Annotated in this window: 17 protein-coding genes and 1 tRNA gene; 7 read left to right on the forward strand and 11 right to left on the reverse strand. The window is 72.5% G+C overall.

Annotation, left to right across the window (positions count from 1 at the left end):
• Window positions 1-72: 72 nt before the first annotated feature.
• Window positions 73-981: an LLM class F420-dependent oxidoreductase gene (locus NYZ98_RS24975; RefSeq protein WP_262845530.1), complete on the reverse strand. Its 909-nt coding sequence runs from the start codon at window positions 979-981 to the stop codon at window positions 73-75.
• 152 nt (window positions 982-1,133) lie between these two features.
• On the opposite strand from NYZ98_RS24975, the gene NYZ98_RS24980 reads away from it, so the two are divergent.
• From NYZ98_RS24980 to NYZ98_RS25000, 5 genes are all read left to right on the forward strand, one after another.
• Complete coding sequence (locus tag NYZ98_RS24980) at window positions 1,134-3,584, forward strand: hypothetical protein (protein ID WP_262845532.1); 2,451 nt, start codon at window positions 1,134-1,136, stop codon at window positions 3,582-3,584.
• 168 nt (window positions 3,585-3,752) lie between these two features.
• Window positions 3,753-6,089 carry an FGLLP motif-containing membrane protein gene (locus NYZ98_RS24985; RefSeq protein ID WP_262845534.1) on the forward strand — a complete coding sequence of 779 codons (2,337 nt, stop codon included), beginning with the start codon at window positions 3,753-3,755 and terminating at the stop codon, window positions 6,087-6,089.
• Between the two features lie 44 nt (window positions 6,090-6,133).
• On the forward strand, window positions 6,134-8,794 hold the full coding sequence (locus NYZ98_RS24990) for a LuxR C-terminal-related transcriptional regulator (RefSeq protein ID WP_262845536.1): 2,661 nt from the start codon (window positions 6,134-6,136) through the stop codon (window positions 8,792-8,794).
• A 38-nt stretch (window positions 8,795-8,832) separates the two neighbouring features.
• Window positions 8,833-9,255, forward strand: a complete 423-nt coding sequence (locus NYZ98_RS24995; RefSeq protein WP_262845538.1) for a hypothetical protein — start codon at window positions 8,833-8,835, stop codon at window positions 9,253-9,255.
• Window positions 9,256-9,367: 112 nt separating this feature from the next.
• Window positions 9,368-10,216, forward strand: a complete 849-nt coding sequence (locus NYZ98_RS25000) for an LLM class F420-dependent oxidoreductase (RefSeq protein ID WP_262845540.1) — start codon at window positions 9,368-9,370, stop codon at window positions 10,214-10,216.
• A 49-nt stretch (window positions 10,217-10,265) separates the two neighbouring features.
• On the opposite strand, the gene NYZ98_RS25005 is transcribed toward NYZ98_RS25000, so the two are convergent.
• The 3 genes from NYZ98_RS25005 to NYZ98_RS25015 all read right to left on the reverse strand — a co-directional run bounded on the left by NYZ98_RS25005 (window position 10,266) and on the right by NYZ98_RS25015 (window position 13,526).
• Window positions 10,266-11,144 (reverse strand): sugar phosphate isomerase/epimerase family protein, encoded by an 879-nt coding sequence (locus tag NYZ98_RS25005; RefSeq protein ID WP_262845542.1) that lies wholly within the window; start codon window positions 11,142-11,144, stop codon window positions 10,266-10,268.
• A 61-nt stretch (window positions 11,145-11,205) separates the two neighbouring features.
• On the reverse strand, window positions 11,206-12,345 hold the full coding sequence (locus NYZ98_RS25010) for a dihydrodipicolinate synthase family protein (protein WP_380708592.1): 1,140 nt from the start codon (window positions 12,343-12,345) through the stop codon (window positions 11,206-11,208).
• Between the two features lie 5 nt (window positions 12,346-12,350).
• Window positions 12,351-13,526, reverse strand: a complete 1,176-nt coding sequence (locus NYZ98_RS25015) for a Gfo/Idh/MocA family protein (RefSeq protein WP_407696427.1) — start codon at window positions 13,524-13,526, stop codon at window positions 12,351-12,353.
• Window positions 13,527-13,681: 155 nt separating this feature from the next.
• Here NYZ98_RS25015 and NYZ98_RS25020 point away from each other — a divergent pair.
• Window positions 13,682-13,758 (forward strand) — tRNA-Met (locus NYZ98_RS25020).
• Between the two features lie 179 nt (window positions 13,759-13,937).
• On the opposite strand, the gene NYZ98_RS25025 is transcribed toward NYZ98_RS25020, so the two are convergent.
• Both NYZ98_RS25025 and NYZ98_RS25030 read right to left on the reverse strand, forming a co-directional pair.
• Window positions 13,938-14,414: an NUDIX domain-containing protein gene (locus NYZ98_RS25025; protein WP_262845547.1), complete on the reverse strand. Its 477-nt coding sequence runs from the start codon at window positions 14,412-14,414 to the stop codon at window positions 13,938-13,940.
• 12 nt (window positions 14,415-14,426) lie between these two features.
• Window positions 14,427-15,740: a tetratricopeptide repeat protein gene (locus NYZ98_RS25030; RefSeq protein WP_262845549.1), complete on the reverse strand. Its 1,314-nt coding sequence runs from the start codon at window positions 15,738-15,740 to the stop codon at window positions 14,427-14,429.
• 168 nt (window positions 15,741-15,908) lie between these two features.
• On the opposite strand from NYZ98_RS25030, the gene NYZ98_RS25035 reads away from it, so the two are divergent.
• The gene (locus NYZ98_RS25035; protein ID WP_262845551.1) at window positions 15,909-16,895 is read left to right on the forward strand and encodes an AAA family ATPase; all 987 of its coding nucleotides are present in this window, start codon (window positions 15,909-15,911) and stop codon (window positions 16,893-16,895) included.
• A 71-nt stretch (window positions 16,896-16,966) separates the two neighbouring features.
• Here NYZ98_RS25035 and NYZ98_RS25040 read toward each other — a convergent pair whose 3' ends face one another.
• The 5 genes from NYZ98_RS25040 to NYZ98_RS25060 are packed head-to-tail and all read right to left on the reverse strand — an operon-like array spanning window position 16,967 to window position 24,996.
• Window positions 16,967-17,884: a ribonuclease Z gene (locus NYZ98_RS25040; protein ID WP_262845553.1), complete on the reverse strand. Its 918-nt coding sequence runs from the start codon at window positions 17,882-17,884 to the stop codon at window positions 16,967-16,969.
• Window positions 17,885-17,907: 23 nt separating this feature from the next.
• Window positions 17,908-18,795 (reverse strand): alpha/beta hydrolase, encoded by an 888-nt coding sequence (locus tag NYZ98_RS25045; RefSeq protein WP_262845555.1) that lies wholly within the window; start codon window positions 18,793-18,795, stop codon window positions 17,908-17,910.
• A 29-nt stretch (window positions 18,796-18,824) separates the two neighbouring features.
• Window positions 18,825-20,645, reverse strand: coding sequence for a S9 family peptidase (locus NYZ98_RS25050; RefSeq protein WP_262845557.1), 1,821 nt, complete (start codon window positions 20,643-20,645; stop codon window positions 18,825-18,827).
• The gene (locus tag NYZ98_RS25055) at window positions 20,621-22,453 is read right to left on the reverse strand and encodes an N-acetylglutaminylglutamine amidotransferase (protein ID WP_262845559.1); all 1,833 of its coding nucleotides are present in this window, start codon (window positions 22,451-22,453) and stop codon (window positions 20,621-20,623) included. The genes NYZ98_RS25050 and NYZ98_RS25055 overlap by 25 nt, the downstream gene beginning before the upstream one ends.
• A complete protein-coding gene (locus NYZ98_RS25060; protein WP_262845561.1) occupies window positions 22,453-24,996 on the reverse strand; it encodes a carboxylate--amine ligase/circularly permuted type 2 ATP-grasp protein in 2,544 nt (847 codons plus the stop codon). Before NYZ98_RS25060 ends, NYZ98_RS25055 begins: the two co-directional genes overlap by 1 nt.
• Window positions 24,997-25,151: the final 155 nt, after the last annotated feature.

Below are 25,151 nucleotides of genomic sequence, written 5' to 3' on the forward strand. Positions count from 1 at the left end.
GACCATCGGCTGACGACCGGCGGCGCCGCTTCGGGCGGCCACGGGCGGCCGCCGACGACCGGGCGGTGACGGTCAGGCGACCAGGGAGGTGAGCAGGGCTCGGGTGCGCTTGCCCTCGTCGCCGGGCAGGAACTGGGCCGCGGCGAAGTCGGTCACCCCGATCGCGGCGAGCGCCTCCAACTGGCCGGTCACCTCGTCCTCGTCGCCCACGATCGCGACGTCGCCGGGCCCTTCGGCGCCTTCGCGGTCCAGCATCGCGCGGTACGACGGGAGCTGGCCGTAGACGGCGAGCGTCTCGGAGGCGCGGGCGCGGGCCGCGTCCTTGTCCTCGGTCACCGCGATCGGCAGCGAGCACACGATCCTGGGCGCGGGCCGTCCCGCCTCCCGCGCGGCCTCGGTGATCGTGGGGACGACGTGCTCGGCGATGGTCTTGGGGCCGGTCATCCACAGCACCGTGCCGTCCGCCATCGACCCGGCCAGCCGCAGCATCCGGGGGGCCAGCGCGGCGACCAGCACGGGCACGCCGCCCGCCCCCGGGGTGTTCAGGCCGATGTGCCCCTTGAGGGTCTCGCCGTCGAAGTCCGCCTGCTCCCCGCGCAGCAGGGGGAGCAGGATCGACAGGTACTCCTTCATGTGCCTGGCCGGCCGGTCGAAGCTGTACCCGTACATGTTCTCGATGACGACCTGGTGCGACAGGCCGATGCCGAGCGCGAGCCGCCCGCCGAGGGCCGTGCTGGTGGTGAGGGCCTGCTGCGCGAGAACGGCGGGGTGGCGCGGGTAGGTCGGCACGACGGCGGTGCCCAGCTCGATGTCCGGCACCTGGCTGCCCGCCGCCGCGAGCGCGGTCAGCGCGTCCAGCCCGAAGATGTTGGAGGCCCAGGCCGTGGCGAACCCGTCGCCGGCGATGCGGGCGATCCTTTCGCGCAGCTTCGTGATCGCGTCCGGCCCGGAGGGTTCGTTGAGGTTCAGCCCGATGCGCATTGTCCACCTATCCAACCGAATGAAGTTCTAGTGACATCATCGTACGGCCGCGGAACCCCGCGGGGAACGCCGAATCGGGACCTCGGGGTATTTTGAGGCAGGCTCGCATACCGGCCGGTTCCGATCTCGCGGTATGGAGGCGACCACCGACCATGGCGGTGAACACGACGACGCGACGATCCCTGCCGGGCGCTCGGGAGCAGAACGAGTCCGCCGTCACGTTCGCCTGGCTGGCCGCCGCCCTCGGAATCTCCTCTGACACCGGGCCGGCCGTCGTTTCCGGGCCGGAGGGCCTTCAGAGACCGGCCGTCGCTTCCGGGCCTGCGGTCGTCGCCGGATCGTGGGCGGAGATCCGGGACGGCATGCGGCGCCCCAGCGGCCACACCCCGCCGTCCCCCGCGGAGTGGATGTCGGACCCGTGGCTGGCCAGGGGCCTCAGCGGTGGCGTGCCCTCCTGGAGCCCGCCCGACGGGATCGACGAATGGCCGGACCATGGCGTCGGCCGGATGGTGGACGCCCTCGCGCGCACGGCCTGGCGCACCCGCCACCGTGACCCATCGGACCTCCTCGCCGCCGGGCCGTCCGGCCTCACGGGCGAAGGACCAGCCGCCGCGGCCGCTCGTCTCCGGGAACTGGAGGCACGGGCACCGGGCCCGGCGGACGGGCGGGCGGTGCGGGCCGGGCACGTCCGCGTCTGGCTGGGGTGCGCGGTCGGGCCCCTGCTCGGCGACGTCATGCTCACCCCCGGCGGCGCGCCGGGCGACCTCGCCGAGCTCACCGCCGAACGGCTCGCGCTCCCCCGGCAGATCAAGCTCCCGACCGCCTGGGACCACGCGAACCCGTACGCCGAACGGCACCTCGACCTGATGTACAACCTGAGGATGTCGCCGGGCGGGCGGCTCTCCTTCCCCGGCACCGACGGGATCAGAGGGGGCCAGGGGGAGGGCTGGCGCGAGCACTGGGCGTGGCTGAGCCGCGACACCTGCCTGGGCGACGTCAGCGAGGCCGTGCGGCTGGCGGCCCGACTCATGCGTTCCGATCCCGTCGTCGAGGGCCTGCTGCGGACGGCGCGGTCGGACGACCCGTACCTGCGGATGGTCGCGCCCGCGGTGGCCCGGCGGTGGCTGCTCACCCTCAAGGCGATGGCCTGGCTGGAGGACGCGGCGCGGCACGACTGGGCGCACATGCGGCCGAAGGACCTGGCCTGCTTCGCGTTCAACGCGGTGAAACCCGGCTGGCCGCGCCGCGTCGTCGCGATCAGCCACCGGTCCGGCGACACCAAGTCCGCGCTCAGCCGGACGGCCCTGTGGTCGTCGAGCCGGTGCGCGATCGACGCCAGCCACGTGCCGTCGTGGGAGACCAACACCGGGATGATCTGGGGGCTGTTCGGGGCGACCCCCGCGATCGTCCGGGTGCGGTCCCCCGGGTACGAGCGCTCGGTGTGGTGCCTGCGCGAGGCCGAGCTGACGCGTTACCTGGTCGAGCGGTCCGACTTCATGTCCGAACGGTGGGTCCTGGACATCGAGCCGTCCGACCTCGCCTCCCTCGACGCCGCCTACTCCGCCTGGTCCCGCGACACCGCCTCCCCCGACCCCGGCTCCGGCACCTCCGCCCAGAACACCGCTACCCGCGACACCGGGTCCGGCGCCGCCGTCCAGGACACCGCCGCCCGTGCCCACCGGGCCGAGGCCGCCGGGTCAGGGGACGTAACGGAGGCGGGGCGTGCGGGCGGGCGGGCGTCGCCGGGGGTCCCTGAGCGGTGCCGGGTGCGGATGCCGGACCCGATGCCGGTCTGGGAGGTGGCGATGATGCGGGCGGGCGCGGCCCTGCGGGTCATCAACACCCTGCTGGCCAGCGCCGACCTGACCAACCGCTTCGTCGCCGAGTTCCTGCTGGGCGACGCCGACTTCCCCGGCCCCGCGCCCACGGGCAACCCCGGGGGCTGGCAGGACTACCGGGCGATCTTCCGGGAGTTCCAGTCGCTGTGCGCCCCCGGCACCGCCGAACCGGCCGTACGGCTGCCGTTCGGGTACGACGCCGAGCAGATGGCGCTGGACAGGGAGATGCTCGGCCGGGTGCCCGACCTGGACGACCCGGCGCAGGACCGCGGCGTCCGGCCCGGCCACGTCCCCGGCCGGGCCGGACGGCCGCCGGACCTGGTCGGCCGGGTACCCGGCCTCGGCAGCCGTGTGCTCGGCGCCCGCACCGGCACGGCCGGGCTCCGTGACGCGCTCGTCGCCTTCGAGTACCTCCGCACGGAATGGCCGCTCCTCGCCGGCGAGCAGACGGGCGGGTTCCTCGCGGTCGACCACCGTGGCCTGTCCCACGGGCGCTGGGCCTCCGACGAGCGCCTGTCACTCCAGCGCGGGCTGCTGACGATGCGCGCGCCCGTGCCGGTGTGGATCGTCCAGTCGGCGGGCCAGGGGGTGGAGAACTGGCGGATACCTGGGGACCATCCCATCTTCACCGAGCATTTCCCCCAGCAGTTCTCCTGGATGCGGGAAGGCCGCCGCGACCGCCGCGAGGCCCGGTCGCGCTTCCCCGCCCGCTCGGGACTGGACCTCTCTCCCGAGTTGCGGCACCGCTGCCACGAAAGCGGCTGACGGCGAATTCCCCCGGCGCGGCGCTCGGACCCCGGAATCGGGTAACCGATGACTCAAGACAGCTCCGCGCCGCCGCCGCACACTCGTGACGACGCCCGCCGAACCATGAGGGGGGCGATATTCGGTCGGCGGTGAATCGTGGGGAAACGTCATTTAGCGCGATTGGTTATGGTCATATTCTCCGGCCTCGCCGGATCGGGGGTCGTGGGGGCGGCCGTGGCGGCGCACCCGCCGTCCGTCACGCCCGCCTGGGGCTACCGGAACACCTCCATCGAGGTGTGGCAGGCCGGCATGCACTGCCCGGCGGCCGAGGACGACGACACCGAGGACGACGAGCCGGACGACGGCGGGTCAGACGATCCGGACGACGGCGGGTCACCGGAGGAGATGGCGCCGGACGACGGGTCGCCGACGCCCGAGGCTGAGGTGCAGGACAGCGAGGACGGGCCCTTCCAGGTGATCTGGGACGGCGGCGCCCTCCGGTCCGGCACGACCGACCCTGTGAGCGGGATCCGGACGATCGTCCAGATCCCCGCCGACGCCGCGCCGGGCGTCCACGAGGTCACGGTCCGCTGCGAGCTCTCGGGGGTGGGACCGCGGCCGGCGCGGGTCACCGTGATCCCGGGACTGGAGATCGGCCTCCTGCCGTCCTCGGCCGCCCCCGGGCACGAGGTGACGTTGCGGGTGCGCGGCCTGTACTGCCGGCCGGGCGGGCCGCCGGGGCCGGGCGGGGTCTTCACGGTCCTGTGGGAGCAGGCGGGCGCGGTGCTGGCCTCCTCACAGGAGGAATCGGCGGAGGCCGCCTTCTCCCAGGTGCTGAGGGTGCCCGAGGACGCGGGACCGAGGACCGCGGTGGTCACGGTGCGGTGCGTGCAGGACCTCGGGGCGCCCGCCCGCGCGGCCCTGAAGGTCACCCGGCGGGACGAGCCGTCACCCAGCCACGTCACCCGCACGCCCCCCCCCCCCCCCCCCCCGCCCCCCCCCCCCCCCCCCCCCCCCCCCCCCCCCCCCCCCCCCCCCCCCACCCACCCTCCACCGACCGGCGGCCCGCCGACGGAGCCGCCGTCGCCCACGGCCCGCCCGTCCGTCGCCCCCACCCGTGAGAGCTCGAAGCCCACCCGCAAGGCGGGGAGGACACCGCGGCCCGCCCTCACCGTCGACCCGGCCAGCGCCCGGCGGGGCCAGCGGGTGCTGCTCCGGGGCGAGCACTTCCCGCGCGGCTGCGCGCACCCGCGGATCTTCCTCGACACCCGGCGGGTCAGCCCGGACGACCTGCGCGGTGGCACGGCACCGCGGGCGGCCTTCACCGTCCCGCGGGACCTCGCCGCGGGCGGCCACGTCGTGCGCTTCACCTGTGCCACGAAGGGGACCGCCATGGGCCTGGACGGGGGCCGGGCGACGCTCGCGTCCGCCGCCGAGGTGTCGGCGACCGCGAGCCTGAACGTGTGGGAGCAGGTCGCCGCGCGGTTCGCCATCCCCAGGGAGCTCGCGTCCCTGCACGATCTGCGTTTCGACCCCGAGAAGGTCGCGACGTCCCTGACGGGCGCGCTGCTGCTCGCGCTGCTGGTGTTCGCCCCCTTCCTGGTCCTGCCCCTGGTCGGGTTCCCGCCGGACATCGTCAACAAGGTCCTGGAGGAGAACGCGGGGAAGGGGCGGCGGTGGCCGACGCGCCGCGCCGTGGCGCGGATCCGCGCGGCGCTGAGGCCGCGTGCCAAGCTGCTGCTCTTCACGGCGGTGGCGACGGTCCTGCTGACGCTGACCTCGCCCGACGCACGGGTGCCTGCGGGTGACCTCGCCGGGGAACGGTTCTCGATGGCCAACATGGCCGCGCTCGGGCCGGCGTTCTTCCTGGCCGTCCTGATCACCACCCTGACCTACGGGTGGGTGCCCAGGGCCGTCACCTTCCGTGGGGTGGAGACCACGACCATGCGCGTGCTCCCCGGCGCGCTGGTCCTCGCCGTGCTGTGCGGCCTGCTGTCGCTGGCGGCCGGGTTCCAGCCCGGCTACGTCTACGGGCTGGTCGCCGTCTTCGAGGTGCGGGGCGCCCGGGCCGGCGGGCAGGACCACACCACCGAGGGGCGGGCGGTTCTGGTGGCGTCGGTGCTGACCACGGCGGTGGCCGTGGCCCTGCTGGCGGCGTGGGCGCGGATCGACCAGGCCATGGACGCGGGCGAGCTGGGCGGGCTCACCCGGCTGGTCGACCTGTTCCTGAGCACGGTCACCCTCACGATGATCAGCACGGTGGTGTTCGCCCTCCTGCCGCTGCGCTTTCTCGACGGGTACTCGCTCTTCAGGTGGGACCGGCGGGCATGGGCGGCGGTCTTCGTGCCGGTCACATTCTGTTTCGGCTACCTGACCCTGATCAATACGACCGCGCCGCTGAAACCGAGCGACGTCGTGGAGATGGTTCGGCTTTTCGGTGCATTTGGGGCGCTTTCCATACTTACCTGGCTATATTTCGTACTTAGGGAGAAGCGCCGGGAAAGGCGCCGCCCCGGTACCTGATAACACCCCCGGCGGACCCGGGCCGGCCACCCTACAATTTCATCATGAAGGGTGAATGGCCGTTCGTCGGCAGAGAAAGGGAAATGACCACGATAACCGCCGCGTTACGAATGCCGGGCCAGGCGGGCGTGGCGCTCACCGGGCCGGCCGGGACCGGCAAGACCGAGCTGATGCGCAACACGCTCGCCCGGCTGGCGCGGGCGGACCGGAGCTACAAGGTGCTGCCGACCATGACCTGCACGGCGGGGCCCCCGACCCCGTTCGGCGCCGTCCACCGCATCCTGCCTCGCCCGCCCGCCGAGGAACCGCCCATGTGGAACCCCGTGCAACGCGCCGCCGAGGCGCTGAAGGCGACGGCGGCCGGCCGGACCCTGGTGGTCAGCGTCGACGACGCCCACCTCCTCGACGACCTGTCGATGCTGCTCATCGCCGAGCTGAGCCGCTCGGGCGCGGCCCGCGTGGTCGTGTCCATCCGCGACGGGGAACGGGCACCGGAGCCGCTGACGGCACTGTGGCAGGAGCGCGTGCTCGAACGCATCGACGTCCACCCCCTGTCGGACGCCGAGATGGAGGCGGCCCTCGCCAAGGCGCTGGACGGGCAGATCGAGCGGACCACCATGGCCAGGCTCCAGGGCGCGGCCCGGGGCAACCCCCTGCTCCTTCGCGAGCTGGTCGAGTCCGGGCAGGCCGAGGGGACGCTGACCGACAGCGAGGGGGTGTGGCTGTGGCGCGGCCCGTGGAAGGCCTCGCCCCGGCTGCGCGAGCTGATCCGCGCCCGCGTCGCCCGTCTGGACGCCGACCAGCGGCACGCCCTGGAACTGCTGGCCTTCGCCGGCGTGCTCGGGCTGAGCCTCCTGGCCCGGCTGACGTCCCCGGTGGCGATCGAACGGCTGGAACGCTCAGGACTGGTGCAGATCGACCGCGACGGGGACCGCGTCCAGGTCCGCCTCGGCCATCCGCTGCACGGGGACATCGTGCACGCCACCCTGCCGGTGACCAGGGCACGGGCCCGGCAGGCGGAACTGGCCGACGCGATAGAGGCCTACGGCGCCCGCCGGGGGGACGACGCGCTGCACGTGGCGTTGTGGCGCCTGGAGAGCGGCACCCCCGCCACGCGTGAGTCGCTCCTCGCGGCGGCCAGGCAGGCGTGGGGCGGGTACGACGTCCGGCTCACCAGGCGCCTGGCCAAGGCCGCCATCGCCGCGGGCAGCGTCGAGGCCGTGCCCCTGCTCGGCGACCTGCTGCTGTTCAGCGGGGGCCCCGGCGAGGCCGAGGCCTTCTACGCCGCGCCCCCGGCCTGTGCGGACCGGCACGGGCGCGTCCGCCTGGACTTCGTCCGGGGGGTCAACCTCCTGTGGGCCCACGACCGCGTGGACGACGGCCTGGCCCTGCTCGCGGCCGCCGCCCCCGCCATGCTCGCCTCGTCCTGGCGCGACGACCTCGGGCCGACGTACGTGGCCTGGCTGGCGTACGTGGGGCGGTGCGAGGCGGCGCTGCGGCTGTCACGGGAACTGGCCGAGCTGCCCGGACTGAGCGCGGCGGGCGAGACCGTCCGGCTCGCGGCGCACAGCATGGTCACCGCGTTCACCGGACGTAACGTCGAAGGCAGCCAGGCCGCCCGCCGGGCACTGGACCGGATGGACGACCATGTCGCGACCTACCCCTGGCTGCGCGGCATCCCCACGCTGGGCGCGGTCTACGCGCTCCAGTTCGCCGGTGACCTCCGGGGCGCCGACCTGGCCGCCCGGCACTGGCACGACACCATGACGGGCAACCCGACCGCGTGGCCGTACGCGACCACGCTGTCGTCGCTGGCCCTCGGCCGCTCGGCCCGGCTGCTGGGGCGGGCCCGCTCCTCGGTCAGCCACCTTCGTGACGCCCGGCGGCTGTGGGCCGAGCAGGAGACGAACGTGCTCGCCCACGTCGGCGCCGCCGAGCTGGCGCACTCCCTGGCGCTGCTCGGCGACCTCGACGGAGCCCGCCGGCTGCTCCAGGAGGCCCGCGCGCGCCCGCTCGACGCGTTCGCCCTGTTCAACTTCTCCCTGGACGCGGCGGCCTCGGCCGTGGCGGCGGCCGAGGGCGACATCGGCGGCGCCGTGGCCGTCAGCCTGCGGGCCGCCGGTCGCGCCGGGGAGATGGGCGCCCACTCCTGGGAGCTCTGCCTGCTGCACGACGTGGTGCGGCTGGGCGAGCCGGGCGCGGCGCTCGACCGGCTGGCGGAGCTCGCGGGCACGGCCGACGGCCCGCTTCCCCCGCTCTTCGCCCGGCACGCCGCCGCCCTGGCGGGCCGGGACGCGGCAGGGCTGGACGCGGTCGCCGCCGGCTTCGCGCGCCTCGGCGCGCACCTCACGGCCGCGGAGGCCGCCTCCCAGGCCGCCGGCGCGCACCGCGAGCGCGGGATGAAGGACTCGGCGGGCAGGTCGTCCTGGCACGCGGCGGAGTGGACGGCGCTGTGCGAGGACGCGCGCACCCCCGCGCTGGACCTGAGCCTGGCCCCGGTCCTCACCCGGCGCGAGCACCAGATCGCCCTGCGCGCGGCCCGTGGCGAGACCAACCCGCAGATCGCCACGGCGCTCGGCATCGCGGCCCGCACGGTCGGCAACCACCTGTCCCACAGCTACGACAAGCTCGGCATCAGCGGCCGGGCCGAGCTTCCCGGCCTGTTCCGCGACCACGGCGGGCACCACGGCCCCGCGCCCCGCTGAGGAGCCACGCCGCGGGGGTGATCGGTAGAGTGGCCGGGATGCGACATGTCGGGCTGATCGCCACCGTCCTGGTGCTGACCGCCGCCTGTGCCGAGGGGCTGACGCTCGGCCAGACGACGTCGATCCTGCGGGACGACGCCGCGGTGCTGAGCCGCATCGAGCTGGACGGCAAGACCACCGCCCTGACCGCCGACCGCTCCGGCTGCCCGCAGGGGACCGGGCGCAGCGTGTACACCATGACCGGCGACATGCCCCAAGGGGCCGAGGCCGCGGTGACCTCAACACTGGCCAGCGAGTTCCACACGATGGGGTACCAGGAGGCCGAGGGGCCGCACGCGCAGTTCGGAGTGAACGTCAGCGTGCTGCGCAAGGAGTCACTCGGCATCGTCTTCACCGTCACACTGCGCACCCGGAAGCCGAACGTGGAGATCTCCGGCAAGACCGACTGCCTCCCCGGCTGACGCCACCTCCCACGACACGCACGACACGACACCGCACGCACCACAGGACGGATCATTGCGGGCGGGGCATAAATGCGTTTCCGGCGCGGCGAATGCCCTCTAGATTGACGGCGTGGACATCGGGATCACCACCTTCGCCGGCGTGTACGGCATGGAGCCGCCCGCGATCGGTCGCGCGGTCGAAGAACGCGGCTTCGAGTCGCTTTTCTTTCCGGAACACACCCATATCCCCGTGCACAGCCGGCGGCCGGACGGGAGCTCCCCCCGGCCCTACGCTGAAACCTACGACCCGTTCGTGGCGCTGTCCGCGGTCGCTGCGGTCACCCGCACTCTCAAGCTCGGCACCGGAGTGTGCCTGGTGACGCAGCGGGACCCGATCGTGACGGCCAAGCAGGTCGCGTGCCTTGACCAGCTGTCCGGCGGCCGGTTTCTCTTCGGCGTCGGCGCCGGCTGGAACCGCATGGAGCTGGCCAACCACGGCACCGACCCCCGCACCCGGATGGCGCTGCTGGCCGAACGGGTGCAGGCGATGCGCCGGATCTGGACCGACGATGAGGCCGAGTTCCACGGAACGTACGTCGACTTCGACCCGATCTGGTCCTGGCCCAAGCCGCTGCAGCGTCCGCATCCACCTGTCTTGGTCGGCGGCAACGGGCCGGGCGCCGAGGATCGGGTTCTGGCGTTCGGCGATGGCTGGTTCCCGCAGTGCGACGGGCTCGCGGACGCCGCCGAACTGAGCGAGCGTGCCGTGGCACTACGCCGGCGTGCCACCGACACCGGCTGGGGACGGATCCCGATCACGGTGTTCAACGCCGCGCCGGACCGCCGGCTGCTTGACGCGCTTGCCGACGCCCGCATGGACCGGTGCCTGCTGTTACTGCCGGCCGGGACCGAATCGCAGATGCTCGCCCAACTTGATACGTGGGCACCTTTCGCGTCCATGTGGCGACAGGTCACGTGAGCGCGACGGAGCTTCGTCCCCTTGACGGTGGGTCCGCCGCGGTGCCGGGTCAGAGCACTTCGGTGACGTAGCGGCGGGCGAGGGTGGCGATCACCTCATGGCCGTCGGCGGCCCACACGTCGGCGTTGAAGATCTCCACCTCAATTGGACCCGTGTAGCCCGCCGCGTCGACGGCGGCGCGCAGCGGGCGGAAGGCGATCACGCCGTCGCCCATCATGCCCCGGCCGAGCAGCGGGTCCGCCGGCTGCGGCACCAGGAAGTCGCAGACCTGGAAGGACGCGATCCGGTCGCCGGCCCGGGCGATCTGCGTGAGCACCTCCGGGTCCCACCACACGTGGAAGGTGTCGACGACCACACCGACCTCCTCGACCGGCCAGCGGGACGCCAGGTCCACGGCCTGCGCCAGGGTGGACAGCACCGCGCGGTCGGCGCAGTACATCGGGTGCAGCGGCTCCAGGGCCAGCCGGACCCCCGAGGCGGCGGCGTACGGCACGATCTCGGCGAGGGTGGCGGCGACCCTGGCCCGGGCCCCGGCCAGGTCCCGCGACCCCGGGGGCAGCCCCCCGACGACCAGGACCAGGCAGTCGGCGCCCAGCGTGGCCGCCTCCTCGATCGCCCTGCGGTTGTCCTGGACCGCCGGGCCGGGGTCGCCGGTCAGGAAGCCGCCCCGGCACAGCGACGACACCCGCAGGCCGGCGTCTCGGACGAGCCGGGCGCTCGCCGAAAGGCCGTGTTCGGCGACCTGCTCGCGCCACAGCCCGATCGCGGGGATCCCGTACCGCGCGCACCCGTCCACGGCCTCGGCCACCCCGAGCCGCCGCGTCGTCCACTGGTTCAGGGACAGCCTGGCGAGACGCGGGTCGCCCGGGGCCGGGGTCGCGATCGACGCGGGCCGCCCGCTCGGCACGTCCACACCGTACCCGGTCACGCGGCGACCCCGGCCGTGCCGTCGGCGGTCACCGGGCGCTTCGGACGCGGCGCACGCGCGGTCACGAGGTGATCCCGGCCGTGGCGAGCATGGCCCGCATGCGGGACTCGGCCAGGCCGGGGTCGGGGAGGAGCCCCGCCCGGTCGGCGAGGCGGTAGACCTCGGCCAGGTGGACGACGGAGCGCGCGGACTGCGCCCCGGCGACCATGGTGAAGCCGTCCTGGTGCCCGGCGAGCCACGCCAGGAACACCAGCCCGGTCTTGTAGTTGTACGTCGGCGCCTCGAAGATCTTCCGGGACAGCGGCACTGTCGGCGCGAGCAGTTCCCGGTAGCGGGCGGCGTCGCCCGCGTCCAGGGCCTGGAGCGCGGCGGAGGCGACCGGCGCGATGGCGTCGAAGACGCCCAGCAGCGCGTCACTGCCCGACTCGATGAGCGGCGAGTAGTTGAAGTCGTCCCCGGTGTAGAGCCGCACCCCCGGCGGGAGGGCCGCACGCAGGCGCGTCTCGTGGCCGGCGTCCAGGAGCGACACCTTCACCCCGTCGATGCGCGACGCGTGGGCGCGGACCAGCCCGAGCAGCGACTCGGTGGCCGCGCCGACGTCGCGCGAGCCCCAGTAGCCCGCCAGCGAGGGATCGAACATCTCGCCGAGCCAGTGCAGGATGACCGGCCGGTCCACCTCCGCCAGCACCCGCCCGTACACCGCGTGGTAGTCCTCCGGCGAACGGGCGAGCGCCGCGAGCCGCCGGCTCGCCATCAGGATCACTCCTGCGCCGGTGGCCTGGACCAGCTCGACCTGCTCGGCGTAGCCGGAGACCACCTCCGTGAGCGAGGACGCGTCGCCGGCGTGGTCGGTGCCGGCCCCGCACGACACCAGCGCGGCCGGGTCGCCGTACCCCTTCGCCTCGGCCGCCGTGCGCGTGACCAGCTCACGCGTCGCGGCCCAGTCGAGCCCCATGTTGCGCTGGGCGGTGTCCATGGCCTCGGCCACCCGGAACCCGTACGACCACAGGTGGCGGCGGAACCGGAGCGTCGCCTCCCAGTCCACGGCCGCGGGCGCGCCGGGGGTGTTGTCGCCGAACGGGTCGGCGACCACGTGCGCGGCGGCGTAGGCGACGCGGCTCCTGGGCGGTCCCGGCGGGTGCGGCCAGGCGACCGGCGGGCCGGGCTCGTGCTCCGTGAGCCGCCCCCCGGCGGCGGGCAGGACGATCACAGGACGATCTCCGGCAGCTCCACGCGGCGACCCTGCGCCGAGGACCGCAGCCCGCACTCGGCGAGCTGGACGCCGCGCGCGCCGGCGAGCAGGTCGTGGGGGTAGGGGGTGCCCTCGACGACGGCCCGCACGAACATCTCCCACTGGACCTTGAAGCCGTTGTCGAACTCCTCGTTGTCGGGGACCTCCCGCCAGTCGTCCCGGAACGAGTGGGTGACCGGTAGGTCGGGGTTCCAGACGGGTTTGGGGGTCATGGCCCGGTGCTGCACGCGGCACCCGCGCAACCCGGCGACCGCGCTCCCCTCCGTCCCGTCCACCTGGAACTCCACCAGCTCGTCCCGGTTGACCCGGACGCACCAGGAGGAGTTGATCTGCGCCACCACGCCGCCTTCGAGCTCGAAGATGCCGTACGCCGCGTCGTCGGCCGTGGCCCGGTAGGCGCGGCCGGACTCGTCCACGCGTTCCGGTACGTGGGTGGCCACCCGAGCGGTGACCGCCTCGACCCGCCCGAAGATGGTCGAAAGGACGTACGACCAGTGGCAGAACATGTCGAGCGCGATGCCGCCGCCGTCCTCGGCCCGGTAGTTCCACGAGGGCCGCTGCGCCGCCTGCCAGTCGCCCTCGAAGACCCAGTAGCCGAACTCCCCCCGCACCGACAGAATGCGCCCGAAGAAGCCGCCGTCGACCAGGCGCCTGAGCTTGAGCAGGCCCGGCAGGAACAGCTTGTCCTGCACGACGCCCGTGCGCACCCCGGCCCGGCGGGCCAGCCGGGCCAGCTCGACGGCCTCCTCCAGCGTCTCGGCCACCGGCTTCTCGGTGTAGACGTGCTTGCCCGCCTCGATCGCCTGGGTGATGGCCTTGACCCGGGCCGTGGTGACCTGGGCGTCGAAGTAGACCTGGACGCCGGGGTCGCGCAGGGCGCCCGCCAGGTCGGTGGTCCAGCGCTCCAGACCGTGCCTCCGGCAGATCTCCCGCAGTCGCTCCTCGCTCCGACCGGCCAGGACCGGTTCCAGCAGGACCCGCTCGCCGCCGGACAGGGCGACGCCGCCCTGCTCGTTGATGGCCAGGATCGAGCGGACCAGGTGCTGCCGGTAACCCATGCGGCCGGTGACGCCGTTCACCAGCACGCCCAGGGACCGTGTCGCCACGAAGGCCTCCTCCGGCTTCCCCATTCGCTCGGGAAAGCGCTTTCTGGACGAGCGCTCTTGGGAAAGCGCTTTCTCGGCACCGTAAGGAGCATTCAGCGCCAAGGTCAAGAGGTCCCGGCCCTCTTCCCGCGATCCGGTTTGCCAACGCGGGGATCGGCGATAAGGTTGGCACAAGCCGACGCGGGGTGGAGCAGCTCGGTAGCTCGCTGGGCTCATAACCCAGAGGTCGCAGGTTCAAATCCTGCCCCCGCTACCAAGATCAGAGGCCCGGTCTCCGGAAACGGAGACCGGGCCTCTGACCGTTTGTAGGCAAGATTTAAGGCGGAGTCGATGGTCTACTGGTCGATGACCGGCACCGCCACCCCGCCCTGGCGGACGGCGTCGCTCCTCGGCCTGGCGGCACGGACCGGCCGGTGATGCTGATGGCCGGCAGGATCAGAAGCCTTCGATGGACACCATCGGCCCGCCGTCGAGATACTTCACAAGGGCCGCGCGCGTCGTCGGCACGAACTCCGATGGCACTTGCTCGGCGGCGAACCACGCCACCTGAGAGTGTTTGTGTGGCTCAGCGTTCACCGGTTCACCGGTCCAGGCATGCGCCACGAAGACGATGGTCAAGAATCCGTTCGGAGCCTCGACACCCCACGCGCCGTGGATGATGCCTGCGACCGCCAGCTCGGCCGGATCCACGACCAGGCCCGTCTCCTCCTTCAGCTCCCGAACGGCTGTCGCGGTGATGACCTCGCCCTTGTCTGCCTTGCCGACTGGCAGGTCCCAGTGCAGCGGAGCGAACTTGGCTTCGGGCCCACGCTGGATCAGCAGCACCTGACCCGCTGCCGTGTCGTGAACGATGACGGCGGCGACGAGCAGCGTGTGGGAGTCAAGCGACGGGGGCAGGGCGGTGTCGGTCACAGATCAATTCTTTCAGACGGCCGCTTGCTGGATCCGGCGCTCCAGCAGCACCGCGCCGGGAACACCGCGCCGCCGGTAAACGGCAACGGTAGGCCGGATTGACGCCAGCGCCGACCTGCTTCGCGCCGAAGCCATCCCCTCGGCCAGATCCAGCGCCTGGCTCCAGGCCGATATCGCCTCATCGGCACGCGCCTGCACAGCGAGACAGTCTCCCAGGTCCATATGGGTGAGCAGATGGACACGGGGAAAGGCAACCGGATCCCAGGACACGAAGGCCGCCCGGTGCCGCGCCTCCGTGCCGGAGTGGTCCCCGATTTCTGTCAGGGTTCTGGCAGTGTGGGAGTCCACGAGGCCCGGGGCGGGTCCCATCAGCAGTGAGTACGTCGGCTGTGGCCCGCCGTCTCGGCCGAGGGCGTCTTCGGCGGCCAACAGCGCGTGTGCGGCCCGAGGCTTCTCTCCGAGGGCTGCCAGGGCCCTGGCGTGCGTAATGTGGAGGAGCGCGTGCGTCGCGCCGTCCACGTAGCCTTCGGCTCGCGTCAGCGCCCCCCGGACAAGGTCGAGGCTGTGGCGGTGCTGCTTCAAACCGATCGCCTGGTGTGCCACGGCGCGCATCATCCACGCGGCATGCGCATGCGGGTCCGCCTCCACCGCGAGTTGGAAACCGAGCAGGTAATAGCGCTGCGCCGCACCCTCCTGGCCGAGATCGTGATGCTTCCAACCCAACAGCCACGACAATTCCGCAGCAGCACCGAATGCCTCGCGCCGGGTCTTCTCAGTGGCAAAGCGGCCAGACAGCAGCGGGGCCGCGGTGTCCACGAGATAGACGGCGACCGTGGACAAGCCGTGCCCCCCACCGAGCACCTCATCGGCCGCGCCGAAGGCCGTGGTGATCCGACGAACTACTGCGACCTCCTCCGCTCCGACCCGCGCTTGTCCGGTGCGTGCCCGCAGCAGTCGGGCCACCGGCTCGTGGTCGTACTCCAATGGCATCATGACACCGGCGGCCGTATATGCAGCGGCAGCCAGGAAGCTGTGGTGCTCCACATCCGCAGAGCCGAGAAGGGCCGCCGTCTCGATGGGCTGTGTGCCGACCAGTTCAGGTCCCACGCCGGCGCCAAGCCCGAGCTGTGTTGGCGTCACCGGTCTACCTGCCCGCCTCGACAGCGCTTCGGCCAGGTAGACGGCGGTCCTCTCACCGGGCTCAACGCCTGCGACCCAGTGCGCTATGGCTGACTTGTTGGTCCGCAGCACCTCACCATTCTCCGCCGCGATGCGCCTCACGGCACCTGCCACACCGTCATAGCTCATGCCACACACGACGATCATCTCTCGCAGACGATCGTTGGGGAGGCGCTCATCACGTGCCCTCGGCATCGGAACCCCAGCTGGTTAAACCAAATAAACGCTCTGCGCCATCTCAGACCGTAGCCGCCCGGCAGCTATCCGTCATTCACTTGCACCGAACTCAATCGCCGCACACCGTTGAAGGCTCACATGACGACGACATCCCCCGCTGTGCACTCCTCACCAACTGGCCGGCGCACCTTTGCCGAGACCATGCCTTGCGAGCCGGAAAGCGCCCGCAAAGCCCGGGTCCTCCTCTCCATGGCACTGTCCGCATGGGAGCTGGACGAACTCATCGACGCCGGCGAGCTCGTCGTCTCCGAGTTCGTCGGCAACGCTGCCAGGCACACTCGCTGCCGTCTCATCCGGGTCACCATCACCCGCCTTGCCGCCGACTTGGTACGCGTCGCCGTCACCGACAGGTCCGTGAGGAGGCCCACACCGCGCACCGCGAGTGTGGACGACGAGGGCGGCCGCGGTCTGGCCATCGTCGCCGCCCTTGCCGAGACCACGGGCACCGACACCTTCACCTGGGGCAAAAGGATCTGGGCTCAGTTGCGTGCTCCTGCCGCAGCGCAGCCATGCGGCAATCCGTTGCCGACCTTGCTCGTGGTGAGTGGGCCTCCTGGCTCGGGCAAGACGACGCTGGCCCGTCAGATCGCGAAGGAGATCGCTTGCCCAGCGATCATCCGTGATGAGATCAAACAGGGGATGGTACTGACCGCTTCCGACTTCGATGCCGAGATTGACGACCCCCTCAACCTGCCGGCCCTTGCTGTCTTCTTCGAGGTCCTGAACGTCCTGGCGCGCGCGGGTGTCACGGTCGTGGCCGAAGCAGCCTTCCAGGACCGGTTGTGGCGGCCGAACCTGGAGCCCCTCACCGGCCTGGCGCAGATCCGTGTCATCCGGTGCTCTGTCGACGCCGCACTCGCCCATGACCGCATAGCCCACCGGGTCGCGCACGGCGAACATCGGGAAGCTCATGCCGACCATGAACTGCTGAGAATGATCGCTGCGGGCGAATACAACATGGATGAATTCGGCTGGATCAGCATGGATCTGCCAACGTTGACCGTCGATACCAGTGAGGGCACCAGCCCACCGCTGCCCGATATCGTCTCTTTCGCCACCGCCTGACCAAAAGTCGCTCGCTTGGAGTCGTGCTGGGACTCGGACGGCTCGGCGGTGGCCGCCGAATCGGCCCTAGGTCACAGGCGGGGTGGCACCGGCACTCTGGTCAGGTCCTCGGCGATCACGATCTCTCCGGGGAACCAGTGGGCGGCCTGTGCGCGGAAGGCCTCGGGGTCGGGGTAGCGCTGGGAGAAGTGGGTCAGGACCAGTCGCCGGACGCCGCACTCCCTCGCCACCCGGCCCGCCTCCCCCGCGGTCAGGTGCCCGTGCTCGTGCGCCAGGCGGGCGTCCTCGTCCAGGAACGTCGACTCGATCACCAGCAGGTCGGCGCCGTCGGCCAGGGCGAACACCGCGTCGCAGAGCCGCGTGTCCATGACGAAGGCGAAGCGCTGGCCGGGCCGGTGCTCGCTGACCTCTTCCAGCGTGACCGTGCGGCCCCGGGCCCGGACGACGCCCTCCCGTTGCAGCCGGCCGACGCGCGGCCCGGCGACCCCCCGGTCCCTGAGCCGGTCCGCCGACATCCGCCGCCCGTCCGGCTCGACCAGCCGGTACCCGTACGCCGGCACCGAGTGGTCCAGCGGGCGGGCCTCGATGCGGCCGAAACGCCCCCTGGCGATCACGCCGCCGCCGTCCGCCACCGGCTCGGGCGCCAGGGTCGCGGCCTCGTGGAACGCGCTGGCGTGCCGCAGCCGGTCGAAGTACTCGGCGCCCGAGGCGGGGAAGTGCGCGCGCACCGGGTGCCGCACCCGGTCCAGGGACATCCGCTGGATCACCCCGGGCAGGCCGAGGCAGTGGTCGCCGTGGAAGTGGGTGATCAGGATCCGGTGCACGTCGGTGACGGCGACCCCGGCGTGGATCATCTGCCGCTGGGTGCCCTCCCCGGGGTCGAACAGCAGGCCCTCACCGTCCCACCGCAGCAGGTAGCCGTTGTGGTTGCGGTGCCTGGTGGGCGTCTGGCTGCCGGTGCCCAGGACGACGAGTTCGCGCGGCGACACCTGCGCCACGATAGCCGCCGCCCCTAGAGGTGCTCCCCGAGGAACCGGGCGGTCTCCTCGACGGCCCGCGAGACGTGCGGCTCGGTGTCGTACAGGTCGATGTGCAGCCGGGCGTCCAGCCAGACGATGCGCTTGGGCTCGTCCATGCGCTTGTACGCCTCCTCGGCCCCCTCGGGGGAGCAGAAACGGTCCACGACGCCGTGGACGACCAGGCCGGGCTTGGGCGACAGGAAGTCGGCGCCCATCATGTTGTCCATGGTGATCAGCTCGCGGATGGACGCCCGGGTCACCTCGTTGGCCCACCCCGGCGACGCCGACCGCTCGGTCCCGTAGTACGCGTACGGCTCGTCGCCGCCCATCGCGGCCTCGCCCTCGGCGGCCACCGCCGGGAGGTAGTCCACCGCTTCGCCGCGGTCCTGCCCTTCGAGTACGTCGGTGAGGCCGGTCAGCGCCTGCTGGTAGCCCTCGTCCGACATGCCGGACCGCATGGCGTACGGGTTGTTGTACGCCCCGGCGATGCCGACGAAGGCCTTCACCCGGGGGTCGAACGCGGCGAAGCGCAGGGCGTACCCGCCGCCGAGGCAGATGCCCACGGCGCCGATCCGCCCGGGGTCCACCGAGGGCAGGCCGCGCAGGTACGACACGGCGGCCCGCAGGTCGGCGAGCTTGCCCTGCGGGTCCTCGTGGCGCCTGGGCGTGCCGCCGGACTCGCCGAAGTTGCGGTGGTCGAACGCCAGCGTCACATACCCCGCCTCGGCGAGCCGCGCCGCGTACAGGCCGGTGACCTGTTCCTTCACGCCGGTGAACGGCCCGGTGAACACCAGCGCGGGATGGGGGCCCTCCCCCTGCGGCACCCTGAGGTCGCCGACGAGCGTGAGGCCGTCGGCGGTGAACTCCACTCGATCACTCATGCCGCGAGTCAACCGCACCCGCCGGGCGGCTATTCCTCGAACCACCGGCCCAGCCAGTCGATGACGGCCTCCACGAAGGTGACCCGGTTGGCCGTGCGCACGGTCTCGTGGCCCTCGTCGTCGAACAGCAGGTAGCGGCAGGGGACGCCGCGCGCGGTGGCGGTGGCCACGACCTGCTCGGCCTCGTACACGGGCACGTTGGTGTCCTGGGCGCCGTGGACGACGAGCAGGGGTGCGGTGAGGCGGTCGAAGGAGTGCAGGGGCGACAGGGCGCGCAGCAGCTCGCGGTCGGCCACCGGGTCGCCGTACTCGGTGACGGCCGCGGCGGCGATCCACGGCTCGGTGCGGGCGTAGAACGTGGCGAAGTCGGCCATGCCGCACACGTCGACCCCGGCGGCGAACAGCTCGGGGTAGGTGACCAGGGCGGCGAGGGTGAGGTAGCCGCCGTACGAGCGGCCCATGCAGGCGATCTTGGCCGGGTCGGCGACGCCGGTGCGCACGACGTGGTCGACGCAGTCCGCGACGTCGTCGATGGCGTGGAAGCGCAGCGCGTGGTTGTCGGCGTCCAGGAACGCGCGGCCGAACCCCGAGGAGCCGCGGACGTTCGGCGCCAGCACGCTGATCCCGGCCGCGACGAGCCGCTGGAAGAGCGGGTTGAACGTCGGCCGTTCCTGGCTCTCGGGCCCGCCGTGCAGGTAGATCGCGCACGGCGCCTTCGGGCCCGCGCGGTACAGCCAGCCGGTCAGCTCCAGCCCGTCCCTGGCCTCGAAGCGGACCAGCTCGGCATCGAGGCCGTCGGTGAGGGGGTCGTCGCCGGCGACCCGCCGGTAGTCGCCGGTCGCGAGGTCGCACAGCATGACGTACGAGGGGGTGTCGGGGCCCTCCCCCGCCATGACGGCCAGTGTGCCGTCCAGGGACAGCCGCGCGGAGCTGATCACCTCGGCCGGCGGGGGCGGCAGCGGCCGGGTGACGCCCTCGACCAGGTCGGCGACCTCCAGCTCCGACCGGCCGGCGACGTTCCAGACCAGCAGGGCCACGGTGCCGTCGACGCTCACCGAGAAGCGGTCGAGCTCGGCGTCGGCGCGTTCGGCGATCACCTGGGGGGCGCCGCCCATCGGCATGGCGATCAGGGCCATGCGGTCGCGGCCGGCGTTGGAGCGGATGTAGGCCACCTCGCCGTCCGGGGACAGCGTGCCGAGGTCGGTGGTCGGCGGCAGCAGGGGGCGCTCGGCGCCGAACGGCAGGTCGGCGACCGACATCTCGCGCATGCCGCGCGGCCCGTGGCGCAGCAGCACCCGGCGGTGGTCGCGGCTCACCGCGCTCGGCCACATCAGCGGCCCGACGGCGATGGTGTCACGGTGCCCGAGGCCCGCGTCGATCAGGACCGCCTCGGTCGAGCCGGTCCCGGCCAGCTCGGCGACCAGGAGCGTCGACCCCTGGCCGGTCCACCGGACGAACACGGCGGAGCCGCGCGCGGGGGTGTCGGTCGGGCCGGCGAGCAGGCGGCGGTCGGTGCCGTCGGGCCGTACGGCCCACACCTGCGTGTGCTCTCCGCCGCCCGGCGAGATCATGACGGCCAGCCACTGGCCGTCGGGCGACCAGAGCACGTTGCCGACCGGCTCGGGGCCGGTGTCGATCACCCGGGCGAGCGGCGGGTGTGCCGGGGGCGCGCCGAAGCCGCCCTCCAGCAGCGGCTCGGCTCCCGCGAGCTCGGGCAGGGGCTGGACCCAGGCGCGCGGCGAACCGTCGCGGTCGCTGACGAAGGCGATGGCCTTGTTGTCAGGTGACAGGGCGGGGAACCGGCAGGTCCACGAGACGTCGACGGTCAGACTCCTTGTGCTTGCAGCCACAACTCCAGGAGCCCAAGTTGCCACAACGCGTTGGCTCCCAGTGTGGTTCTGTGGTCATCCGGCGCGGCCAGCAGTTTATCCACCATCTCGGGCCTGAACAGGCCCCGCGAGCGCGCGGCCGGTGCGGTCAGGCCGTCGCGGACCATTTCCAGGAACGGCCCGTGGATGTGGCGGATCGCCGGGACGGGGAAGTAGCCCTTGGGCCGGTCGATGACCGCGTCGGGCACCAGCCCCCGTGCGGCGGCCTTCAGCACCCCCTTGCCTCCGGAGGCGAGCTTGAGCTCGGGCGGGCACATGGCGGCCAGCTCGACCAGGTCGTGGTCCAGGAACGGGGTGCGCGCCTCCAGGCCGAACGCCATGGTCATGTTGTCGACCCGCTTGACCGGGTCGTCGACCAGCATGACGTTGGTGTCCAGCCGCAGCACGGCGTCGAGCGCGGTGTCGGCCCCGGGCATCGCGAGGTGCTCGCGGACGAACGCCTGGCTGACGTCCTCGCCGGCCAGGTAGCCGGGCGTGAGGATCTCGGCCTGGTCCTGGTGGGTGCGGTCGAAGAAGACCTTGGCGTAGGCGTCGGCGGCGTCCCCGCGCGGAACGTTCTCCAGGGGGGGATACCAGTCGTAGCCGGCGAAGACCTCGTCGGCGCCCTGCCCGGACTGGACCACCTTGATCTGCTTGGACACCTCCTCCGACAGCAGGTGGAAGGCCACGCAGTCGTGGCTGACCATGGGCTCGCTCATGGCCGCGACGGCGTCGTGCAAGGAGGGCAGCAGCCGCTGGTCGTCGACCATGATGCGGTGGTGGTCGGTGCCGAAGCGCCGGGCGATCAGGTCGGAGTAGGCGAACTCGTCGCCCGACTCGCCGCCGGCCGCGTGGAACCCGACGCTGAAGGTCGCGAGGTCGCGCTGGCCCTCCTCGGCCAGCAGGGCGACGATCAGGCTGGAGTCCAGGCCGCCGGAGAGCAGCACACCGACGGGCACGTCCGCGACGGTGCGACGGCGCACGGCCACCCGCAGCGCGTCCAGGACGGCCTCGCGCCACTCGTCCGGCCCCATCTCGCCGCCGCCGGGCCGCAGCGTGTCCAGCCGGAGCTGACCCGGCCGGAGCGCTCCGGGGTCGCTCGGGCGGGTGTACGGGGGGTCCCAGTAGCGCTCGTCGCGGGTTGTGCCGTCGGGCTCGATCGTGCGCACCGTGGCGGGCGGCAGCTTCTCCACGCCGGTCAGGATCGTCCGGGGCGAGGGCACCACCGAGTGGAAGGTCATGTAGTGGTGCAGTGCGACGCGGTCGATGTCGGTGCGCACTCCCCCGCCGGCCAGCAGGGCGGGCAGGGTGGAGGCGAACCGGAGCCGCGCGGCGTCCCGGGTGACGTAGAGCGGCTTGATGCCGAGCCGGTCGCGGCCGAGCACGAGCCGGCCGGTGTCCCGTTCGGCGACGGCGAAGGCGAACATGCCCTTGAAGTGGTCCACGCAGCGGTGTCCCCAGTGGCGGTAAGCCTTCAGCAGCACCTCGGTGTCGGAGGTGGAGAAGAACCGGTGGCCCTCGGCCACCAGGACCTCGCGCAGCTCGCGGTAGTTGTACAGGCAGCCGTTGAACACCCCGGCCAGGCCGGCCTCGGCGTCGACCATGGGCTGTGACCCGCGCTCGGACAGGTCGATGATCTTCAGTCGGCGGTGGCCGAGCGCGACCGGCCCGAGCGACCACAGGCCGGTCCCGTCGGGCCCGCGCGCGGCCATGGAGGCCGTCATGCGCTCGACGGCGGCCACGTCGGCCGTACGGCCGTCGAAGCGGATCTCACCGGTGAGGCCGCACATCAGATGACCTTCCTCAGCAGCCAGGTGTCCTTGGCCCCTCCGCCCAGCGACGAGTTGACGATCATGCTGTCGGGCGGGGCCACGCGGGTCAGCGCGGCCTGCGGGACGATCGACTGGCGGCCCGTGAACACGAAGGCGCGCAGGTCGATGACGTGCGGGCGCATGCGCTCGCCGTCGAAGGTGGGGTGGGTGGACAGGGCGATGGTCTCCTGGGCCACCCACCGCTCCGGCGCGGCGAGGATCTCCTCGCGGACGACCTTGAGCTCCTGCGGGGAGGAGTCCTGCCCGATGATCACGCCTTGGCCGCCGAAGCCGTCGACGGGCTTGACCACCAGCTCGCCGAGCCGGTCGAGCACGAGCTCGCGGTCGTCGGTGTCGCGGCAGAGATAGGTCGTGACGTTGGCGAGCAGAGGGCGTTCTCCCAGGTAGTAGTCGATGAGACGCGGCACGTAACGGTACAGGCTCTTGTCGTCGGCGACGCCGTTGCCGGGCGCGTTGGCCAGGGTGAGCGTGCCCCGCTCGACCGCGTCCAGCAGGGCGGCGCCGATCGGGCTGGCCAGCAGGTCGTCCTCGTCGATCCTGCGGTACAGCACGTCCACGCGGCGCCCGGCCGCGTACACGACGCCGTCACGGACGGCCAGCTCGGCGGGCTCGGCGATGATCGCGTCCATCTGCTCGGCCAGCGTCTTGTGCTCGTAGTACGCGGCGTCGGCCGGTCCCGAGCTGATCACGCCGATGACGGGGTCGCTCACGGGCGAGGACTCCGTCAGGGCGGTGCGCAGCAGGGAGACGGCCTCCCCGGCGTCCAGGACCGCCGAACGGTCCAGCTCGGGCAGCACGTGCTCGGCCATCCTGCGGTTGCCGACCGCGTAGCCGATGCCGGACGGCACCCGGAGGTTGTCCTCCAGGACGACCCACCGCCCGGCGCCGTCACGGGCCACGTCCAGCCCGGCGACGGTGCACCTGACCGATCCGGCGTGCACCCGCCAGCCCGCGGGCCGGTAGCCGGGCGACTCGTCGACGACCCAGGCGGGGAGCACGCGGTCCTTGATCACCTCGCGCCTGCCGTACACGTCGCGCAGGAAGGCCTCCAGGGCGCGGACGCGCTGCGGCATCCCCTCCTGGATCTTCGCCCAGTCGTCGGCCGCGACCAGCCGGGGGACCAGGTCGACGGCCATCTTGCGACCGGTGACCGTCTCCTCCAGGATCTCGCCGCCGGGGCCTCTAGCCTGGAAGGTCATGCCGGTATCGCGCATGTAGCGGTCGCGCGTGATCTCCCGCTCCCGCAGCTCGGCGGACCCGAGCCCGTCGAGCACCTTGAGCACCGGCTGGTAGGGCGCGCGGACGGTGCCCACGATCACGGCCTCGTCCTGCACCGCGTCGTACCCCTTGAGCAGGCTGGTCTCCATGCCCGGGTTGGGGCCGCCGAACTCGGCCTGCCAGACGTCGGAGCGGGTCTCGGCGACCAGCAGGTCCACGATGTCGCTCATGGTCCCGCCGCGCTCCAGCACGCGCCGCTGCCGGGCGGCGGAGCTGCCCTTGGCCAGGGCCTCCTCGGCCAGCGTGGTGACCAGGTCCCAGTCGCCGGTCGCGTCGAGCTGAGGGCGCAGCCCGGCGAGCATCCGCCTGACGACCTCGGCGGCCGGGAGCGGTACGCCCTCGACGGGGTCGACGAGCTTGCCCTCCAGGCCCGAGCGCGCCGAGCGCCAGGTGGCCGCGCGGACCATCTCCATGCGGATGGGGGCCGTCGGGGCGTCGCTCTCGATGGCGTGCAGCTCGCGCAGGACGATCGCGCGGAAGATGCCGGCCAGCAGGACGACCTTGCCCACGTTGGGGCAGGCGTCGCACATGCGCAGCTCGACCGTGGACACGTGCGCGGACGGGCGGACATCGAAGTAGATCATTCCGGGGTCGCTGATCACCCCGGACCGCACGAGGTCGGTGACCATCTGGTCGTACTCGGCGGCCGAGGCGTACCGGCGGACCGGGCCGGTGGTGGGCCACCGGTTCCAGACGAGGGTGCGGTAGCTGGCGTACCCGCTGTCGGCGCCGAGCCAGTACGGGGAGCTGGCGCTGAGGGCCAGCAGCGGCGGCAGCCACGGGGACACGCGGTGGGCCACCTCGACCGCGAGATCGCGGTTGGCGACGTCCACGTGCACCTGGGCGCCGCAGATGAGCTGCTCGCGCGTGAGGAGCTGGTAGTCCTCCAGCATCTGCTCGTAGCGGGCGTTCGGCGAGATCTCCAGGGCGGCCGGGTCGACCAGCGGCACGCCCCCCGCCGCCACGATCCCGAGCCCGAGGCCGTCCGCGGCCTCGATGACCGTGCGCCGGAGCGCGGTCAGGTCGTGCCCGAGGTCCTCGAGCCGGACGTACGGGCGGCTGTTGGCCTCGACCACCGACCGCTGCAACTCCTGGGTGAACCGCGCCCCCGGTAGCCGCTCAAGGAGGTGACCTGCGCGTGGGACGAGGTGGCGAGTCTCGAGGTCCACAACGTGGAACTCCTCCTCGACGCCTACGGCGACCGACTCCGCGAGACCCGACATTCCACCATCCTTACCGCTTTAAAAAGGGGTGTTTCAGGGGCTTCTGCCCAGAAACTACCCAATTCCACGTCACTATCGGACTCTTCAAACTGTGATTTCCCTGGCCACCGCCCGGATCGCGCCGCCCTGCCCGGGATGGCGCCGCCCTGCCCGGG

Origin of the sequence: Sphaerisporangium corydalis (genome assembly GCF_025506355.1) — a bacterium.
In the GTDB taxonomy this organism is placed as follows: Bacteria; Actinomycetota; Actinomycetes; order Streptosporangiales; family Streptosporangiaceae; genus Sphaerisporangium; species Sphaerisporangium corydalis.

Bases quoted from the DNA above. Each gene is read 5' to 3' on its own strand.
- NYZ98_RS25030 (WP_262845549.1), bottom strand. From the start codon at position 15,740: ATGATCGTCGTGTGTGGCATGAGCTATGACGGTGTGGCAGGTGCCGTG.
- NYZ98_RS25045 (WP_262845555.1), bottom strand. From the start codon at position 18,795: ATGAGTGATCGAGTGGAGTTCACCGCCGACGGCCTCACGCTCGTCGGC.
- NYZ98_RS24985 (WP_262845534.1), top strand. From the start codon at position 3,753: ATGGTCATATTCTCCGGCCTCGCCGGATCGGGGGTCGTGGGGGCGGCC.
- NYZ98_RS24980 (WP_262845532.1), top strand. From the start codon at position 1,134: ATGGCGGTGAACACGACGACGCGACGATCCCTGCCGGGCGCTCGGGAG.
- NYZ98_RS25055 (WP_262845559.1), bottom strand. From the start codon at position 22,453: ATGTGCGGCCTCACCGGTGAGATCCGCTTCGACGGCCGTACGGCCGAC.
- NYZ98_RS24990 (WP_262845536.1), top strand. From the start codon at position 6,134: ATGAAGGGTGAATGGCCGTTCGTCGGCAGAGAAAGGGAAATGACCACG.
- NYZ98_RS24975 (WP_262845530.1), bottom strand. From the start codon at position 981: ATGCGCATCGGGCTGAACCTCAACGAACCCTCCGGGCCGGACGCGATC.
- NYZ98_RS25060 (WP_262845561.1), bottom strand. From the start codon at position 24,996: ATGTCGGGTCTCGCGGAGTCGGTCGCCGTAGGCGTCGAGGAGGAGTTC.
- NYZ98_RS25035 (WP_262845551.1), top strand. From the start codon at position 15,909: ATGACGACGACATCCCCCGCTGTGCACTCCTCACCAACTGGCCGGCGC.
- NYZ98_RS25015 (WP_407696427.1), bottom strand. From the start codon at position 13,526: ATGGGGAAGCCGGAGGAGGCCTTCGTGGCGACACGGTCCCTGGGCGTG.
- NYZ98_RS24995 (WP_262845538.1), top strand. From the start codon at position 8,833: ATGCGACATGTCGGGCTGATCGCCACCGTCCTGGTGCTGACCGCCGCC.